Annotated in this window: 14 protein-coding genes; 9 read left to right on the top strand and 5 right to left on the bottom strand. The window is 67.6% G+C overall.

Features of this window, described 5'->3' with window-relative positions:
• Positions 1–30: 30 nt before the first annotated feature.
• Complete coding sequence (locus ACWDTI_RS16130; protein ID WP_449739116.1) at positions 31–3,987, top strand: DNA-directed RNA polymerase subunit beta'; 3,957 nt, start codon at positions 31–33, stop codon at positions 3,985–3,987.
• Positions 3,988–4,192: 205 nt separating this feature from the next.
• On the opposite strand, the gene ACWDTI_RS16125 is transcribed toward ACWDTI_RS16130, so the two are convergent.
• The 3 genes from ACWDTI_RS16125 to ACWDTI_RS16115 all read right to left on the bottom strand — a co-directional run bounded on the left by ACWDTI_RS16125 (position 4,193) and on the right by ACWDTI_RS16115 (position 7,147).
• A complete protein-coding gene (locus ACWDTI_RS16125; protein WP_449739115.1) occupies positions 4,193–5,296 on the bottom strand; it encodes an amidohydrolase family protein in 1,104 nt (367 codons plus the stop codon).
• A 6-nt stretch (positions 5,297–5,302) separates the two neighbouring features.
• The gene (locus ACWDTI_RS16120; RefSeq protein WP_449739114.1) at positions 5,303–6,634 is read right to left on the bottom strand and encodes a glutamine synthetase family protein; all 1,332 of its coding nucleotides are present in this window, start codon (positions 6,632–6,634) and stop codon (positions 5,303–5,305) included.
• A gap of 72 nt (positions 6,635–6,706) precedes the next feature.
• The gene (locus ACWDTI_RS16115) at positions 6,707–7,147 is read right to left on the bottom strand and encodes a MarR family winged helix-turn-helix transcriptional regulator (protein WP_449739113.1); all 441 of its coding nucleotides are present in this window, start codon (positions 7,145–7,147) and stop codon (positions 6,707–6,709) included.
• A gap of 102 nt (positions 7,148–7,249) precedes the next feature.
• On the opposite strand from ACWDTI_RS16115, the gene ACWDTI_RS16110 reads away from it, so the two are divergent.
• The gene (locus tag ACWDTI_RS16110) at positions 7,250–8,329 is read left to right on the top strand and encodes an epoxide hydrolase family protein (protein ID WP_449739112.1); all 1,080 of its coding nucleotides are present in this window, start codon (positions 7,250–7,252) and stop codon (positions 8,327–8,329) included.
• 80 nt (positions 8,330–8,409) lie between these two features.
• On the opposite strand, the gene ACWDTI_RS16105 is transcribed toward ACWDTI_RS16110, so the two are convergent.
• On the bottom strand, positions 8,410–9,174 hold the full coding sequence (locus tag ACWDTI_RS16105) for a TetR/AcrR family transcriptional regulator (RefSeq protein ID WP_449739111.1): 765 nt from the start codon (positions 9,172–9,174) through the stop codon (positions 8,410–8,412).
• Between the two features lie 112 nt (positions 9,175–9,286).
• Between ACWDTI_RS16105 and ACWDTI_RS16100 the strand changes: the two genes are divergently transcribed.
• A complete protein-coding gene (locus ACWDTI_RS16100; RefSeq protein WP_449739110.1) occupies positions 9,287–10,741 on the top strand; it encodes an MFS transporter in 1,455 nt (484 codons plus the stop codon).
• A 139-nt stretch (positions 10,742–10,880) separates the two neighbouring features.
• Positions 10,881–11,693, top strand: coding sequence for a hypothetical protein (locus ACWDTI_RS16095; RefSeq protein WP_449739109.1), 813 nt, complete (start codon positions 10,881–10,883; stop codon positions 11,691–11,693).
• Between the two features lie 16 nt (positions 11,694–11,709).
• Here the strand turns inward: ACWDTI_RS16095 and ACWDTI_RS16090 are convergent, their stop codons facing one another.
• Complete coding sequence (locus ACWDTI_RS16090) at positions 11,710–12,081, bottom strand: VOC family protein (protein ID WP_449739108.1); 372 nt, start codon at positions 12,079–12,081, stop codon at positions 11,710–11,712.
• Positions 12,082–12,323: 242 nt separating this feature from the next.
• Here ACWDTI_RS16090 and ACWDTI_RS16085 point away from each other — a divergent pair, with 242 nt between their 5' ends.
• The 5 genes from ACWDTI_RS16085 to ACWDTI_RS16065 all read left to right on the top strand — a co-directional run bounded on the left by ACWDTI_RS16085 (position 12,324) and on the right by ACWDTI_RS16065 (position 18,162).
• Positions 12,324–13,985: a flavin monoamine oxidase family protein gene (locus ACWDTI_RS16085; protein ID WP_449739107.1), complete on the top strand. Its 1,662-nt coding sequence runs from the start codon at positions 12,324–12,326 to the stop codon at positions 13,983–13,985.
• A 2-nt stretch (positions 13,986–13,987) separates the two neighbouring features.
• Positions 13,988–14,785, top strand: coding sequence for a carbon-nitrogen hydrolase family protein (locus ACWDTI_RS16080; protein WP_449739106.1), 798 nt, complete (start codon positions 13,988–13,990; stop codon positions 14,783–14,785).
• 269 nt (positions 14,786–15,054) lie between these two features.
• The gene (locus ACWDTI_RS16075) at positions 15,055–15,801 is read left to right on the top strand and encodes a hypothetical protein (protein WP_449739105.1); all 747 of its coding nucleotides are present in this window, start codon (positions 15,055–15,057) and stop codon (positions 15,799–15,801) included.
• Between the two features lie 232 nt (positions 15,802–16,033).
• Complete coding sequence (locus ACWDTI_RS16070; RefSeq protein WP_449739104.1) at positions 16,034–17,188, top strand: DNA polymerase IV; 1,155 nt, start codon at positions 16,034–16,036, stop codon at positions 17,186–17,188.
• A 17-nt stretch (positions 17,189–17,205) separates the two neighbouring features.
• Entirely contained in the window at positions 17,206–18,162 is a 957-nt protein-coding gene (locus ACWDTI_RS16065) for an esterase/lipase family protein (RefSeq protein ID WP_449739202.1), read from the top strand.
• The last annotated feature ends 26 nt before the right edge of the window (positions 18,163–18,188 follow it).

Raw genomic sequence — 18,188 nt, 5'->3', positions numbered from 1 at the left:
ACCAGACACAAGAGCCACGAAAGGTAACAAGTGCTCGACGTCAACTACTTCGATGAACTGAAGATCGGTCTCGCCACGGCCGACGACATCCACAACTGGTCATACGGTGAGGTCAAGAAGCCGGAGACCATCAACTACCGCACGCTCAAGCCCGAGAAGGACGGCCTGTTCTGCGAGAAGATCTTCGGACCGACTCGCGACTGGGAGTGCTACTGCGGCAAGTACAAGCGCGTGCGCTTCAAGGGCATCATCTGCGAGCGCTGCGGCGTCGAGGTGACCCGCGCCAAGGTGCGTCGTGAGCGGATGGGCCACATCGAGTTGGCCGCCCCGGTCACCCACATCTGGTACTTCAAGGGTGTGCCGAGCCGTCTCGGCTACCTGCTCGACCTGGCGCCGAAGGATCTCGAGAAGATCATCTACTTCGCCGCCTACGTCATCACCTCGGTGGACGACGAGCTGCGCCACAACGAGCTCTCCACCCTCGAGGCCGAGATGGAGCGCGAGAAGAAGACCGTCGCCGACCAGCGCGACCTGGATCTGGCCGAGCGTCAGCAGAAGCTCGAGGCCGACCTGGCCGAGCTGGAGGCCGAGGGTGCCAAGGCCGACGTGCGCCGCAAGGTGCGTGACGGTGCCGAGCGCGAGATGCGTCGCATGCGTGATCAGGTGCAGCGTCAGCTCGACGATCTCGAGGAGATCTGGGACCGCTTCGCCAAGCTGTCGCCGGGTGAACTCATCATCGACGAGAAGCTCTACCGTCAGCTCGACGAGCGTTACGGCGAGTACTTCACCGGTGCCATGGGCGCCGAGGCGATCAAGAAGCTCCTCGAGAGCTTCGACATCGACGCCGAGGCCGAGTCGCTGCGCGAGACCATCCGCAGCGGCAAGGGCCAGAAGAAGCTGCGTGCGCTCAAGCGACTCAAGGTCGTCGCCGCGTTCCAGCAGTCGGGCAACTCGCCGCTGGGCATGGTGCTCGACGCCGTGCCGGTGATCCCGCCGGAGCTGCGTCCGATGGTTCAGCTCGACGGTGGCCGCTTCGCCACCTCGGACCTCAACGATCTGTACCGCCGCGTCATCAACCGCAACAACCGCCTCAAGCGACTGATCGACCTCGGTGCCCCCGAGATCATCGTCAACAACGAGAAGCGGATGCTGCAGGAGTCGGTCGACGCCCTGTTCGACAACGGTCGTCGCGGCCGTCCGGTCACCGGACCGGGCAACCGCCCGCTGAAGTCGCTGAGCGATCTGCTCAAGGGCAAGCAGGGTCGTTTCCGTCAGAACCTGCTCGGCAAGCGTGTCGACTACTCGGGCCGTTCGGTCATCGTCGTCGGCCCGCAGCTGAAGCTGCACCAGTGCGGTCTGCCCAAGCTGATGGCGCTCGAGCTGTTCAAGCCGTTCGTCATGAAGCGTCTCGTCGACCTGAACCAGGCGCAGAACATCAAGTCGGCCAAGCGCATGGTCGAGCGTCAGCGCCCGGCCGTGTGGGACGTCCTCGAAGAGGTCATCGCCGAGCACCCGGTGCTGCTCAACCGTGCACCGACGCTGCACCGCCTCGGTATCCAGGCCTTCGAGCCGCAGCTGGTGGAAGGCAAGGCCATCCAGCTGCACCCGCTGGTCTGTGAGGCGTTCAACGCCGACTTCGACGGTGACCAGATGGCCGTGCACCTGCCGCTGAGTGCGGAGGCGCAGGCCGAGGCGCGCATCCTGATGCTGTCGTCGAACAACATCCTGTCGCCCGCGTCGGGTCGTCCGCTGGCCATGCCGCGTCTGGACATGGTGACCGGCCTGTTCTACCTGACCACCCTCAAGGAGGGTGCGGCAGGCGAGTACACCCCGGCCACCGGCGACGACATCGAACGCGGTGTCTACTCGAGCCCCGCCGAGGCCATCATGGCCGTCGACCGCGGTGCGCTCACCGTGCAGTCGGCGATCAAGGTGCGGCTGACCGATCAGCGTCCGCCGGCCGACATCGAGGCCGCCGAGTTCCCCGACGGCTGGCGCTACGGCCAGCCGTGGGAGCTGGAGACCACGCTGGGCCGGGTGATGTTCAACGAGCTGCTGCCGATCGAGTACCCGTTCGTCAACGAGCAGATGCCGAAGAAGCGTCAGGCCGTCATCATCAACGACCTCGCCGAGCGGTACCCGATGATCGTGGTCGCGCAGACCGTCGACAAGCTCAAGGACGTCGGCTTCTACTGGGCCACCCGTTCGGGTGTGACCGTGTCGATGGCCGACGTGCTCGTGCCGCCGGCCAAGGCCGAGATCCTCGACAAGTACGAGGAGCGGGCCGACGGCCTGGAGCGCAAGTTCCAGCGCGGCGCGTTGACCCCGGACGAGCGTCGTGACGCCCTCGTCGAGATCTGGAAGCAGGCCACCGAAGAGGTCGGCCAGGCCATGGAAGCCCACTACCCCGACGACAACCCGATCCCGATGATCGTGAAGTCGGGCGCGGCGGGCAACATGACCCAGATCCGTTCGCTGGCGGGCATGAAGGGTCTGGTGACCAACCCGAAGGGTGAGTTCATCCCGCGTCCGATCAAGTCCTCGTTCCGTGAGGGCCTGACCGTGGCCGAGTACTTCATCAACACCCACGGTGCTCGAAAGGGTCTGGCGGACACCGCACTTCGTACCGCCGACTCGGGTTACCTGACCCGTCGTCTGGTCGACGTGAGCCAGGACGTCATCGTCCGCGAGACCGACTGCGCGACCGAGCGTGGCATCACCACGACCATCGCCGAGAAGATGCCCGACGGCACCCTGATCCGCGATGCGCATGTGGAGACCTCCACCTACGCCCGCACGCTGGCGACCGACGCCCTCGACGAGAACGGCAACGTCATCGTCGAGCGCGGTCACGATCTCGGCGACCCCGCGATCGAGGCGCTGCTCGCCGCCGGCATCACCCAGGTCAAGGTCCGTTCGGTCCTGACCTGTGCGACCGGCACCGGTGTGTGCGCGATGTGCTACGGCCGTTCGATGGCGACCGGCAAGCTCGTCGACATCGGCGAGGCCGTCGGCATCATCGCCGCCCAGTCGATCGGTGAGCCCGGTACCCAGCTGACCATGCGTACCTTCCACCAGGGTGGCGTCGGTGACGACATCACCGGTGGTCTGCCGCGTGTGCAGGAGCTCTTCGAGGCGCGCGTGCCCAAGGGTGTCGCGCCGATCGCGGAGGTCTCCGGCCGGGTGCGTCTGGAGGACGACGACCGCTTCTACAAGATCACCATCGTCCCCGACGACGGTTCGGAAGAGGTCGTCTACGACAAGATCTCCAAGCGTCAGCGTCTGCGTGTGTTCAAGCACGACGACGGCAGCGAGCGTCTGCTCGCCGACGGTGACCACGTCGAGGTCGGCCAGCAGCTCATGGAGGGCTCGGCCAACCCGCACGAGGTGCTCCGCGTGATGGGTCCCCGTCAGGTGCAGGTCCACCTGGTCAACGAGGTCCAGGAGGTCTACCGCAGCCAGGGTGTGTCGATCCACGACAAGCACATCGAGACCATCGTGCGTCAGATGCTGCGTCGCGTGACGATCATCGACTCCGGTGCCACCGAGTTCCTGCCCGGTTCGCTCACCGAGCGCTCCGAGTTCGAGGCGGCAAACCGTCAGGTCGTCGCCGAGGGCGGCGAGCCGGCGGCCGGTCGTCCGGTGCTCATGGGTATCACCAAGGCCTCGCTCGCGACCGAGTCGTGGCTGTCGGCGGCCTCCTTCCAGGAGACCACCCGCGTGCTCACCGATGCGGCCATCAACAGCCGCAGCGACAAGCTGATCGGTCTCAAGGAGAACGTGATCATCGGTAAGCTGATCCCGGCCGGCACCGGCATCAACCGGTACCGCAACATCCAGGTTCAGCCGACCGAGGAGGCGCGGGCCGCGGCCTACGCCGTGCCGTCCTACGACGACACCTACTACAGCCCGGACGGCACCTTCGGTGCCCCCGCCGGTGCTGCGGTGCCGTTGGACGACTACGGGTTCTCCAACGACTACCGGTAGTCATCGTGACGGCGGAGTAGTACCCGAGGGTGTTGACCTCCGCTGATCGATCTCGATACGCCACTCACTACGTTCGCGGCTACTCGATCAACGAAGAATTTCGCTGATCGAGTAGCCCGAGGCGCTAGCCGAGGGCGTATCGAGATCACGCAAGCCGAACACGCAACGGCCCCCACACCTTTCGAGGTGCGGGGGCCGTTTGTCGTCACAGACCATAAACCCGCCGCGCATTCCGGAACCCGATCAACTCACCGACCCGCAGAGCGTCGTCGACACTCCACGCCCCGTCGTCGACGAACCCCTGCAGCACTGTGGCCAGCCCGTCGCGCCAGAGCGCGGACCCGAGGTAGTGCAGCTCGGCGGGGCCGAACGCGTCCGACGAGTACAGGATCTTGCGGAACGGCGCGAGTTCCATCGTCCGCCCGATGAGCTCCGGCGACCGTGCGCCGAGATGATTCACGGCCAGTCCGACGTCGACGTAGACGTTGCTGAACGCCTGCGCGAGGTAGCCGGCCTCCCGTTCATACGGGTAGCAGTGCAGCAGCATCACCGGGGTCGCTCCGGACTCGCGCAGGAAGTCCAGCAGCAGAAGAGGATTGGTGCGATGCAGGTCGGCGTCGCGGTCACCGAGACCCACGTGGAGCTGCAGCGGTTTGCCGAGCCGCAGTCCGCGATGCAGGCCGAACCGCAGCAGTGCGCGCTCGGTGAATCGGCCCCCGGAATCTCGCCACCGGCGCGCAGCCTCCTCGACCTCGGGTGCGGCCGGGTCCGACAGATCCCCGTCGAAGCCGCCGCGGTAGGCCAGGATCGACTTGGTGCCGACCGCGGTCGCGGCACGTCCGGCGAGCATGTCGTCGAACGCATCGACATACGAACCGCCCTGTGCCACAGCGAGTTCGGCGAGCGACTCGAGGCGGACGATCTCGTGGGCCGCCCCACCCGAGAGCGTCGCCAGGGTGTCCGGATCGGCGACGCCGGCCAGACCGGTGTCGACGACCCAATCCGCCACCCCGGCCGCACCGAGGAACCGCACGGCGACGTCGCGCTCCGAGAGCTCGCTCCGGCGTTGCCAATACGCGTCGGGGTCGGCGTGCGGCGCGAGTCCGAGGACCGGCGCGCACCACCGGCGGATGGCGAAGCCGATCTGGGAGTCGAACGGCGCGTCGTCGGCGGCCACCGGTTCGGTGTTGCCCTCGTTGAGCGCGTTCTCGAAGCGCGCGCGGTCGCCGTCGGAGGTCCAGCATCCGTGGACGTGGTGATCGACGAGCGACAGTCGGGAGACGTGTTCGGCGATGCGGCCCGTCGTCACAGGGGGTCACACACTCCAGGCGAGCCGGAACCGGTCGGCCAGCATCTGCGGGTCGTGGTCGGGGAAGTGCTCGATCTCGTAGGTGCGGACGGCGACCAGCGAGTCGACCGCCGGGTCGCCGAGGATCTCCCGCAGCCTCGACGAGGTCGCCATCGCGTCGACGATGTGGCGCTGATCCGCCGACAATGCGCGGATCCCCGCGGCGTCACGCTCCGCGGCGCTCAGGGTGGCCGGATCGACCGTGACCTCGGGCGGCAGAGGTCGCCGCCCCGTGATGCCGGCCAGGGCCGCTCCCAGGATGGCGGCGGTGGCGAAGTACACGTTCGCCGACGGATCGATCGCCTTGACCTCGACGTTGGCGCCGCGCGGGGTCGCCGGCGATTGACCGATCACCCGCACCGCTGCCTCACGATTCTCCACACCCCAGCAGGCGAACGCCCCGGCCCAGCTCCCGGGCAGCATCCGCAGCCCCGAGACGACCGACCCGCACAGCACACCCTGCAGCTCCACCATCGCATCCACGACGCCGGCCACCGCGTGTTCGCCGTCAGCGCTCATTCCGGCGGCGCCGCCACCCGCGGAGAAGAGCGGCTCGTCGCCACGGAATAGCGAGAAGTGTTGGTGCGCACCGCAACCGACATCGTCGGCGAACGGCTTCGGAGAGAAGCTGACACGGATGCCGTGCCGGCGGGCCACCCGGCCCACGATGATCCGGGTCAGGACGAGTTGATCCGCGGCGGCGATCGGATCACGCGGCTCGATCGAGATCTCGAACTGCGACAGGCCGTACTCCGGATGCAGTTGCTCCACTCCGACGCCGGCCACCGCGCAATCCGCCAGCACGTCGCGCACGAACTGCTCGTGCTCGAGCACGCCGGCCGCACCGTAGGGCGCCCACAGATCTGACGGAAGGTGCTCGCCGCGTGGCCCTACCAGCACGAACTCGAGTTCGTGGCCGACGAGCGCGCGCAGGCCGGCATCCGCAAGTGCGCCGACGACCCTCCTCAGCGTGCCGCGCGAGCACTGGGGAATCGGATCGCCGCTCTGGTCGAAGAATTCTCCCGGCGCCCAGGCCAGGGTGGGCTCCAGCGACGCCATCGCGTCGAGATCCGCCCGGATCCGCTGGTCGCCGACCACACTCGTCAGGTCGGAGAACGCGATCCCGGACTGATCGACACAGAATGCGTGCCACGTCGGGCTCGCGCCGAGCCCGGCCGACGCGAACACGGGGGCCCGCGCCTGCGGGACGGTCTTGGCGAGGATGAGGCCCGCCGGATTCACGATCGTCCCGATCAGCGTGGTCGGCTCCGTATTGGGAGAACCTGACGGCGACGACATGACTCACAGTCTCGTGCACCGGCGGCTCCGGCGTGCGTGAACCGGCGGACATGCCGCAATGTCTCGTCGTCGTCAACGGCCCGAATGGTGCTCGAGCAGCCGGGTCAGCAATCGGTTCAGGGTCTCCCGGTCGGCCCGATTCAGCGGTTCGAGCAGCGACTCCTGTGCGTCCGCGAGTCCGTCGTCGAGCCGCCGCAGCTGTCGTCCGCCGGCCCTGGTGAGTGACACGATGTTGCGTCGTCGGTCATCCGGATCGGCAGCGCGCTCCACATACCCTTCGTCGGCGAGTTCGTTGATCGCGGCAACGACGTCGCTGCGGTCCATGGCGCAGCGACGTCCGAGGTCGGCCTGGCTGGCCGCTCCGAACTCCTTCAGGGCGGCCAGGATGCGGTAGTGGTATCCGCGGGCACCGGCCTCGTCGAAGGCACCCGCGGAGAGTCGTTGGGCATGGACGGCCAGTTGGGTGAGCAGCCAGCTCGACTTCGACGACAAGCGCTCGGGGACGTCTTCCATGTCCGCAACCCTACAACGTTGGCGCTACCAACGAACTGTGCGTATCGTTGGCTAAACCAACGTTGGTGACACCAACGAATATCGTTCCGAGGAGAGAAGCCGATGATCACGCCGTACCGCATCGACATCCCGCAGGCCGACCTCGATGATCTGAGGGACCGTCTCGCCCGCACACGCTGGCCCAACGAGGTCGACGGCGCCGGCTGGGACTACGGCTTCCCCCTGAGTCGCCTCCGCGAGCTCGCCGACCACTGGCGCACCTCCTACGACTGGCGCGTCCACGAGGCGCGGCTCAACGAGCTCGACCACTTCACCAGCGAAATCGACGGGCAGAAAATCCATTTCGTCCACGTGCGATCGACGGACGCGAATGCTCTCCCGCTGATCCTGACGCACGGATGGCCGGGTTCCTTCCTCGAGTTCGTCGATGTGGTCGAGCCGTTGTCGCGCGATTTCCACCTGGTCATCCCGTCCATCCCGGGATACGGCTTCTCGGGGCCGACCCACGAACGCGGCTGGGACATCGTCCGCATCGCACGCGCCTGGGCCGAACTGATGAGCAGGCTCGGCTACCGACGCTTCGGCGCACAGGGCGGTGATTTCGGTGCGGGGATCTCGCAGGCGCTCGGCGCCGTCGCCCCGGAGCGCGTCGTCGGGGTGCACGTCAACTACCTACCGATGCGCCCCGACCCGGACGCCGATGTCGAGTTCTCCGCGACCGACGAGGCCCGGCTGGAGAAGGTGCGGGCACTCATGGCCAATCGCCCACCGTTCCAGGCGCTGCAGGCGCTGACCCCGCAGACCATCGGATACGCGTTGACGGATTCCCCGGTCGGTCAACTCGCCTGGATCGCCGAACGGTTCGCCCAGTGGACCGACCCGACGACGCCGATCGACGACGACCGGTTGCTGACCGACGTCACGCTGTACTGGCTCACCGCGACAGCGGCGTCGTCGGCCCGCCTGCACCATGACGCCCCACGCCGAACCGAACCGTGCCCGGTGCCGATGGGTGTGGCGGTGTTCGCCCACGACATCACCCAGTCCATCCGTCCTCTCGCCGAGCGTCGCTTCGACATCCGGCACTGGTCGGAGTTCGATCGCGGTGGGCACTTCGCGGCGATGGAGGTGCCCGAACTGTTCGCCGACGACGTCCGCGACTTCTTCTGCTCGATCGCCTGAGCGGCCGAGGGCGGGCGGGGGAGATCCGGCCCGCGGGCGGGGCGCGCCGGCCCGGCTGGGGGATTGCCGGGCCGTAACCGCTACGCGGAGTCGCCGGCGAATCCATCCGCCTGCAGGCGGATGCCGGCCAGCAGCAGTTCGAGTCCGGCGCGGAACTGATCGATGTCCTGGTGACCGTCGAACTCGTCGACGATGTAGTGCATGAAGGGGAAGCTCTCCGGGTCCAGCGCCCGCCAGTTGTCGGCGATCCCGTGCAGGTACGTCTCGGCGGGCACCGAACCGTCGACCACCTCCTCGGGAGGTTGCTGACCCAGGTCGGCGGCCACGCCGATGACGTACCCGAGGATCGCCGACACCGCGTGGAAGCACTCCCGGGGTGGCAGATGCAGCCGCATCGCCTGTTCGCCGATGCGCTCGTAGAGGGCCAGCGCGTTGGACTGGATCGTCGTGTTGCGCATGAAGTACGCGGCCAGCCACGGTCGCTGCTCGATCGCGGTGAAGACCGTCACCGCGATACCGCGGATGTTGTCGATGGGATCGCCGTCGTCGTTGCAGAACTCCTCGGCATCGGTGAGGATGCCCGCCACCACGTGGTCGGTTGCGCGGTCGAGCAATTCGTCCTTGTTCGACACGTACCAGTAGATGCTGCCCACCCCGCCGCCGAGTCGCGCGGCCAGCGACCGGAACGTCAGCGCCGCCTCGCCGGATTCGTCGAGCAGTGCGACGGCCTCCTCGACGACGGCCTCGAGGGAATGCGAGACCCGACGGCGGCCACCGCGCGTCGCGTTCCCGACCGCGGGTCGGGTCGTCGTGGGCGGGGCCGTGCGGCGTTGTCCGGGTGGCATGTCATCTATCCCATCACATCGGTGAGGACTGCTCTTGCATCGTATCGAACGGCGTTCTATTATCGAACCATGTTCGAAACTCGAACAACGTTCGATGAAAGGAGGAGGAACCATGAACTCGGTAACCCAAACCGTTCCGGCCCGGACCTACGGGTCGCTGCGAGCCGCGTGGATTCCACTCGCCGCCCTGTGCCTGGCCTTTTTCGTGGAGATGGTCGACAACACCCTGCTCACCATCGCGCTGCCGACCATCGGTCGTGACCTCGGCAGCGGCACCACCGCCCTGCAGTGGGTGACCGGTGCGTACTCGCTGACCTTCGGCGGTCTGCTGCTCACGGCCGGCTCGGCCGCCGACCGACTCGGCCGCCGGCGCGTGCTGCTGTACGGCCTCGCCGCGTTCGGGCTGATCAGCCTTGCGGTCATCGCCGTGCATACCGCCGGACAGCTGATCGCGCTTCGGGCGGCCCTCGGCGTCGCCGCGGCCGCGATGGCGCCGATCACAAACTCTCTGGTGTTCCGGCTCTTCGACTCGGAGCAGCTGCGGATGCGCGCGATGACGATCATGATCGTCGTCGGGATGAGTGGCTTCATCCTGGGGCCGCTGCTCGGCGGCACCGCGCTGGCCCACGTCAGCTGGGAGTGGCTGCTGGTGGTGAACGCACCGATCGCGCTGATCGCCTGGATCGGTGTTCGTCTGGGCGTGCCGGCCGACCGCCGCGAGGACCTGACCGACGACAAGCTGGACCTGCCCGGCGCGGTGCTGAGCATCGCCGCCATCGGCCTGGCCTGCTACACGCTGACCAGTGGCGTGGAGCACGGCTGGGTGTCGTTCGCCACGGTGGCCTGCGCGCTCGGTGCCGTGCTCGCGCTCGGCGCCTTCGTCTGGCACGAGCGTCGGACCGCGCAGCCGATGCTGGATCTGACCGTCTTCACCACCGGCACCGTGCGCGGTGCGGCCATCGCCCAGATCGGCACCTCGATCGCCATGGCCGGGGTGATGTTCGCCCTGATCCTGCACTTCCAATATGCCTACGGCTGGAGCCCGATGAAGGCGGGCCTGGCGAATCTGCCGATGATCATCACGATGATCGCGGCGACACCGATCTCCGAGGGCCTGGCCAAGAAGTTCGGGCACCGGATCGCGTGCCTGGTCGGCGCGGCATTCCTCGCCGGATCGCTGGTGGGTCTCGCGTGGGGAGTCGATCACGGCTACCTCGCGATCGCGGTGTTCATGGTCACGCTGACCATCGGGTTGCGGACGGTCATGACGATCTGTGCGGTCGCGCTGGTCGCAGCGATGCCCGAGAACCGGACCTCGATCGGTACCGCGCTCAACGACACCGCTCAGGAGGTCGGGACCAGCGTCGGGACCGCCGTCGTCGGCACGTTCATCGCCGCGCTGGTGACCGTGAGCCTGCCGACCGGCGTCTGGAGCAGCGACCTGGTCACGTCGTTCTTCGACGGCGAACGGATCACCTTCGCGGTGCTGGCGGTCATCGTCGGATTCGTCGCGGGACTCGGTGCGCTGACACTCACCAACTCCCACGAGACCGAAGAGCCGCACTGATCGCCACCCCCCGGCCCATCGATCGGCCGAACGACCCACGGCCCCTGCGTTTTACGACGCAGGGGCCGATGTCGTACGGTCAGGGTCCGGTGGCAGAGGGGGAGCCGTGCAGGACGATCGCGGGTTTGACGATGACTTCGTGCCCATTGCGGAGTCCGACGACGCCCAGCGGTCCGCTTCGGCGACGCCGCCGAGTCTGGATGACCGGAGAAACAGCATTCCGGACCCCGGCGGCGCCCGCGGTTCCGCATCGGCGCTGATCTTTCTCGGTGTCGGCGCGCTGGTCGTCTTGCTGCTGGTGGTCACGGTCGTCGTCGGTCCGACGAGAGTCGATCTGCCCACCGGGCATTCCGCGCAACATACGCCGTCGATGAGCACCACCTTGTCCGCCTCGAGCTGGTCGCCGACGCCAACACCGGAACCTAGCGTGGCGGCCATCGACGGCGGCCCGGGCCCGGTGGCCGGCAACAACTTCAGCGCCGCCGACGACCCGTACAAGGTCGGGCCGAAGAACATGCCGTTCGCGTTCGCCTTCCCGGCCGGCTGGGACTGCATGTATTCGACGCTGTCATCGGTCAACACGACCGGCGGCTACACCTGCTTTCAGAGCGACCGCACCACCGGCGGGGGCGAGAGTCGTGTGGGTGGACGAATCGGCTATCAGCGATGCGCGGCCGTGTGCACGCCCGCCGAGATCGCCGAGGTCGGGACGCAGATGCGGATCGTGCCCGACGATTGGCGCCAGATCGATCCGTCGACGACCTTCGCCGAGCGGACCGGCGAGATGGCCGACAATCCGATGCCGCAAACCCGCGTCGGCATGCGCTACGCGTACGCGCCCGGCGGTCGAGGCGAACCCACGGTCATCGCCTTCGCGGTGCTGACCGGCGACTCGGGGTTCCGCGACACCATGCTCAAGGTGCTCAACAGCGTGCGCGCCAACGCGCGGTGACCCCGTTCGCACCGAATCACTGCGCGTACCGGTACGGCAGATACTGCACGTTCCAATGGTTCCCGTCGGGATCGTCGAAGTAGACGAAATGGCCCCACGGCTGGACGTCGACTTCGCTGACCTCGATACCCGCCTCGACCAGGTGGTCGCGTGCCGCGGTGATGTCGGAGACACACAGCATCAGCGTCCCGACGTTCGGCGGTGCGCCCTCGACGATGCCCTTCCCGAACGCGATCGAGCAGCCCGATCCCGGCGGGGTCATCTGGACGAACCGGATGTCGTCCGACGGCGACTGGTCGTGGTCGGGGAAGCCGACGCGGGTGTAGAACTCCTTCGCCCGGTCGACGTCGGTGACCGGCAGAAACGCAACCTCGAGTGTCCAGTCCATGATGCTCACCTCTCGTTGTTCGATCGTTGTTCGATCGTTGGTCTGTGACCAGCATGCGCGTGATTGCGGACGGCTCCGGTCCTAGATGGCGCCCTATGTCGACGCGCAAGTGACCCCTTCGACACGCTCGCTCGTTCCTCGCTCGCTGCTCAGGGAGCGGGGGAGAGCCTCAGGGAGCGGGGGAGAACCTCAGGGAGCGGGAAGACCACGCGCCCGACGAGTTCTCCCCATACGCTCTGACTGTGCAGCCCGACCGCCCAGTGACCATCTTCGGACCCGATTTCCCGTTCGCCTACGACGACTGGGTCACCCACCCGGCGGGCATCGGCAGCCTGCCCGACGACGCACTGGGGGCGGAGGTCGCGATCATCGGCGGCGGCATGGCCGGCATGGTCGCCGCGTACGAGCTGATGAGGATCGGTCTGCGGCCGGTTGTCTACGAACCCGAACGTATCGGGGGCCGGTTGTGGTCGGAGCACTTCGTGCCCGGCGAACCGGAGATCGCCGAGATGGGCGGGATGCGCTTCCCGGTGTCGTCGTCGACCTTCTTTCATTACGTCGACACGTTCGGCCTGCGGTCTGAGCCCTTCCCGAACCCGTTGACCGAGGCGGCCGGCAGCACCGTCATCGACCTGGGCGGCGAAACCCATTACGCGCGAACGCTCGACGACCTGCCGCCGATCTACCGGGAGATCGCCGACGCGTGGGACACCGCGCTGGAGCGGGTGTTCGGGTTCTCCGGCCTGCAGGATGCCATCCGCGACCGCGACTCCGTGCGGCTCAAAGAACTGTGGAACCGGCTCGTCGTCGAGTGGGACGACCGCAGCTTCTACGACTTCCTTGCCACCTCCGACGAGTTCGGCTCCCTGTCGTTCCGGCATCGGGAGCTGTTCGGTCAGGTCGGATTCGGTACGGGCGGATGGGATTCCGACTTCGCGAACTCGATGCTGGAGATCCTGCGGGTGGTCGTCACCAACTGCGACACCGAACAGCATCTGATCGTCGGCGGCGTCGAACAGGTGCCGCGGCGCCTGTGGTCGGACAGCCCGGCACGAATCCGGCACTGGCCCGTCGGGACGAGCCTGTCGTCGCTGCACAGCGGGGTACCCCGCGCCGGGGTCGCCGCCATCCGCAGGCTGGGGCCCGATCGCATCGAGGTCGTCGACCGGTGGGGCGACACCCGCGAGTTCCCGGCCGTCGTCGCGACCTGCCAGGCCTGGCTGCTGTCCACCGAAATCGATTGTGACGAAGCATTGTTCAGCCAGGACCTGTGGATGGCGCTGGACCGGACGCGTTACATGCAGTCGTCGAAGACCTTCATCATGGTCGACCGGCCGTTCTGGACCGATCGTGATCCCGGCACCGGCCGCGACACCATGAGCATGACGCTGACCGACCGCCTCACCCGCGGCACCTACCTGTTCGACAACGGACGCGACCGCCCCGGGGTGATCTGTCTGAGCTACACCTGGATGAGTGACGCCCTCAAGGTCCTGCCGCACCCGGTCGAGAAGCGAGTCTCGTTGGCGTTGGCGGCATTACGGAAGATCTATCCCGACGTCGACATCGCCGAACACATCGTCGGACGACCGTTGACGGTGTCGTGGGAGGCCGAGCCGCACTTCCTCGGCGCGTTCAAAGGGGCGCTGCCCGGCCACTACCGCTACAACACCCGGATGTACGGCCACTTCCACGGCCAGGACACCCTGCCCGACGACGAGCGCGGCATCTTCATCGCCGGCGACGACGTCTCCTTCATGCCGGCCTGGGTGGAGGGTGCGGTGCAGACCGCGCTCAACGCCGTCTGGGGCGTCCTCCATCACTTCGGCGGGAAGTGCCCCGCCGACAACCCCGGACCCGGAGACGTCTATGACCAGCTCGGCCCCATCGACATCGGACTGTGACAGTGAACGACACACATTCTCTCCGAATTGCGCTCTGGCAGTGCGAATCCCGACCAGAAGAGGTCGAGGAGAACCTCGGCCGCCTCGACGACGCCGCCGGACGGGCGGCGGCCGCGTCGGCCGATGTGCTCGTCACACCGGAGATGTTCGTGTCGGGGTACAACATCGGAGCCGGTGGCGCGCGACTCCGGGCCGACCCCCCGGACGGGCCGATCGCCCGACGGGTCGGTGAGATCGCCCGGGATCACGGTGTGGCGATTCTGTACGGGTGTCCCGAAATCGGTGACGACCTGGTGTACAACACGATTCGGCTCGTCGATCGGGACGGTGTGCAGCGCGCCGCCCACCACAAGACGCACCTCTACGGTGACCTCGATCGCGAGATGGTGACCGCCGGCGACACCCCACCCCCGGTGACCGAACTCGACGGGTGGCGGATCGCGATGATGACCTGTTACGAGGTGGAGTTCGGTGAGTTGGTCCGTTCGGCGGCCGTGCGTGGCGCCGATCTCGTCTGCGTGCCCACCGCGAACATGATCGAGTTCGACGCGGTTCAGCACGTCCTGTTGCCGGCCCGCGGCCTGGAGAGTCAGGTCTTCGTCGCCTACGCGAATTACTGTGGTGCCGAGGGGGATCTCACCTACGGTGGACGCAGCGAGGTCATCGCGCCGACCGGCGAGGCCCTCGCGATTGCCGATCGTGTACCGGAGATGCTCGTTGTCGACCTGAGTCGTGACCTGCTCGACGATTCGCGCTCCCGCAACCCCTATCTCGCCGATCGGCGACCCCAGTTGTATTGAGATATCTCTGGACACAGCGCTTTCCATACCTTACGGTTGCGTAGGAGTACAGGTTACTGCGCGGTAACCCTGCGCTCGTGGGGGTCGGAATCCACCTCGAATGTCATCGGCGGCGACCGTTGATGGTGCGAAGTGGGCACTCCGACAAGCAGTTTCAGCCAGGCTGTACGCATATCGCGGTCGACGACGGGAGTTCTCGGCCGCACCTGGACGTCGTGTGCCGTGTCGGGGCGGGTCGCGGCGGTGGCAGGATGCACCGGAGGGGACCCATGACCGACACATTTGCCGTCCGGCGCCCGCCGGATCTGATCGACGATCGACTACGCCGTCCCATGGCGCTGCTCGAGGCCATCGAGATCGACGAACTCATCGTCATCCCGGGCATCGACGCACTGCTCGACGCACCCGGCGAGTTCTCGCTGAGCTTCGACGCGTCGATCCGTCTGTCCGGGGTGTTGCGCAAACACGCGCACCGGGTGGGTGTCATGAAACGCATGATCATCGACCACCTCGACGAAACCGGCTGTGGCGCCGACCATCTGATGCGGGTTCCGTTGTCGCTGCCGGTGCGTGGTCTGCACTGCATCGTCGACGACCCACGGTGGCGGGACCGGCCCACGGAACTCGCCGCCGTGCGTGCCGCCTTCGCGTTCGTCGCCGTGCACGCACTCACCGATCCCACCGATTGTGGAACCGCATCTCGCTCGCTGACCCTGCGGCCCAGGCCCTTGCACGAGGAACGCGCCCTGCTGCGCAGCGTCGTCGCGACCGCCGCGCCCGGGCTGCACGACTCCGTCGGGCGGGCACTGATGCTGCACGTCAGGAAGGCGAGCGCCTTCTTCGCCGTCCCCGACACCGCGCGCGTGGTTGCCGCCGGCGGACGGACCGACCTCTCCTCGCTGCTCGCCTACAACCCCGATGCCCTGCGTGAGGCCTGCCGGGAGATCGGGTGGAACGAACGATCCGTGCGCATCGTGCCGCGGGGAGGCACCGGCACTGGCAGCGGCAGCGGCTGAGGGGCGCTTCGGCCCCGACGCGCTCACGCACACCGAGCGCTGAGCGGCGCTCCGGCATCGGCAGCGACTGAGGGGTGTCCCGGCCCCGACGCGCTCACGCACACCGAGCGCTGAGAGGCGTTCCGGCCCCAACGTGCTCACGCATACCGAGCGCTGAGCGGCGTTCCGGCCCCACCCGGTCACGCTCGCCGAGCGGCCGGGCAACGGCCGGTGTGACGGTACCCTGAAGGACATGGCCGAACCACAGCGGTATCGGTGGCTGCTGCACGTGGATCTCGACCAATTCCAGGTCTCGGTCGAGCGATTGCGGAGCCCCGAACTCGTCGGAGTCGCGGTCATCGTCGGCGGCAACGGCGACCCGACCGAGGCTCGCAAGGTGGTGACCTGCGCGTCCTACGAGGCGCGCGACGCAGGCGTGCGGGCGGGCATGCCCCTGCGGTCCGCCCACCGCAAACTGCCCGACGCGGTGTACCTGCCCCTCGACATCCCCGCCTACGACGTCGCGTCCGGCGAGGTCATGGAGGTCCTGCGGAGCTTCGGACATCCCGTCGAGGTGTGGGGCTGGGACGAGGCGTACCTGGGGATCGGGCCGTTGCCGGCGCCCCCGACACCCGTTGACACCGCGCCCGTTGACACCGCACCCGACGACGCGACCGTCGTCGGGATCGCCGCCGATATCCGCGCGGAGATCCTCGCGCGCAGTGGGCTCGCCTGCTCGATCGGCATCAGCGACAACAAACAGCGTGCGAAGATGGCGACCGGGTTCGCCAAGAAGGGCGTCTCGGGGGCCGAGCTGGCGGCGGACAAGGTGTTCCTCCTCGACGACCGGAACTGGCTCGACCTGATGGGCGATCAGCCCTGCCGCGAGCTGTGGAGCGTCGGGCCCAAGACCGCTGCGAAGCTCGAGAGCGCCGGCGTCGCCACCGTTCGCGATCTGATCGCGACTCCGCGCGACCGACTGATCTCGATTTTCGGTCCGCACCAAGGCAATTGGCTCTACGTCCTGTGCCGCGGCGGCGGTGACCCGTCGATCACCGAAGAGCCGTGGCTGGCCAAGTCGCACTCCAAGTCCCGGACCTTCCCCGTCGACCTCACCGACCGCGTCGAGATGCGATCTGCAGCAGAGCAACTCACCGGTGAGGTGCTCGACCAGGTGCTCGGCGAAGAACGTGTGGTCTTCCGGGTCGCCGTCACGGTGCGCACCTCGACGTTCTTCACCCGGACCAAGTCGCGCAAGTTGCCGGGGGAGACCACCAGCCGCGACGACATCCTTCCAGTGGTGATCGCGTTGCTCGATGACTTCGACGTCGACCGCCCGGTGCGGTTGCTCGGCGTGCGTCTCGACCTGGTGGCAGACGACGCGGAACTCACGGAGGTGGACGCGTGATCACGTCCCGGCGCACGATGCGCGCAGTGCTGGTGCTCATCGGTCTCGTCGTCACGGTGGCGGCCGGTCACCCGGCGCCGTCACCGGCGTCGCCTCGTCCCCGGCCCCCGCTTCCGGTCACCTACGACTTCTTCGCTGGTATCGCCGCCGAGCTCGCCGACCCGGGCGGATCGTTACCCGGGACCAACGACTTCAGCTGCCGCCCTTCGCCCGCCCATCGTCGGCCGGTGGTCCTTCTGCACGGCAGCGGCGGTGGGCGGCAAACCAATTGGGCCACCCTCGGGCCCGCGCTGGCCAACGCGGGGTACTGCGTGTTCGCTCCCACCTACGGCGCGGTCGGCACGGTCTGGCCGGCATCGGCGCTCGGCGGACTCGGCCCCAAGATCGACAGCGCATGGGACGTCAAGCTCTTCATCGATCGCGTACTCGCCGTCACCGGCGCGCGACAGGTGGACATCGTCGGGCATTCCGAGGGGACCCAGATCCCCACCTACTGGATGAAGTACTTGGGTGGGAAAGGCAAAGTGGCCCACTATGTCTCGCTCGCGCCGTACTGGCGGCAGGGGCCCGACGACGACGATGCCCGCGGGGAGTCGATCGCAGCGTTCCGTCGTGCGCTCGGCGTATCCGCCGCGCCCCGTCCACCCTGTCCGGCGTGTACGCCGCCGCCCCACGACGCGGACTTCAACCGGGCGGTACGTTTCCCCACGCCCTACCTGCCCGGCGTGCGGTACACCAACATCGTCACACGCTACGACGACGTCGTGGTGCCCTTCGACGTCGGCATCCTGCCCGGTGGGCCGGGCACCGAGGTGCGCAACATCGTGCTGCAGCACGGGTGCCCGCTCGATCATGCCGATCACCTGTCCATCGTCGCCGACCGTCGCGCGGTCGCCGAAGTGCTCGGGGCACTCGACCCGGCGCACGCGCCCCCCGTCCCGTGCGTCCCCGTGCCGCCCTTCACCGGCGGGTGAGCCGGCGATCGGTGGTGTGCCGCACG

Source organism: Gordonia sp. NPDC003424, assembly GCF_053588655.1.
Note: the sequence above shows the minus strand (reverse complement) of the source record. Positions and strands in the feature narration are given on the sequence as shown.

What these genes read in the sequence shown, in the direction of transcription:
- ACWDTI_RS16100 (WP_449739110.1), top strand. Translation starts at nt 9,287, where the DNA reads ATGAACTCGGTAACCCAAACCGTTCCGGCCCGGACCTACGGGTCGCTG.
- ACWDTI_RS16070 (WP_449739104.1), top strand. Translation starts at nt 16,034, where the DNA reads ATGGCCGAACCACAGCGGTATCGGTGGCTGCTGCACGTGGATCTCGAC.
- ACWDTI_RS16075 (WP_449739105.1), top strand. Translation starts at nt 15,055, where the DNA reads ATGACCGACACATTTGCCGTCCGGCGCCCGCCGGATCTGATCGACGAT.
- ACWDTI_RS16120 (WP_449739114.1), bottom strand. Translation starts at nt 6,634, where the DNA reads ATGTCGTCGCCGTCAGGTTCTCCCAATACGGAGCCGACCACGCTGATC.
- ACWDTI_RS16065 (WP_449739202.1), top strand. Translation starts at nt 17,206, where the DNA reads ATGCGCGCAGTGCTGGTGCTCATCGGTCTCGTCGTCACGGTGGCGGCC.
- ACWDTI_RS16115 (WP_449739113.1), bottom strand. Translation starts at nt 7,147, where the DNA reads ATGGAAGACGTCCCCGAGCGCTTGTCGTCGAAGTCGAGCTGGCTGCTC.
- ACWDTI_RS16090 (WP_449739108.1), bottom strand. Translation starts at nt 12,081, where the DNA reads ATGGACTGGACACTCGAGGTTGCGTTTCTGCCGGTCACCGACGTCGAC.
- ACWDTI_RS16105 (WP_449739111.1), bottom strand. Translation starts at nt 9,174, where the DNA reads ATGCCACCCGGACAACGCCGCACGGCCCCGCCCACGACGACCCGACCC.
- ACWDTI_RS16110 (WP_449739112.1), top strand. Translation starts at nt 7,250, where the DNA reads ATGATCACGCCGTACCGCATCGACATCCCGCAGGCCGACCTCGATGAT.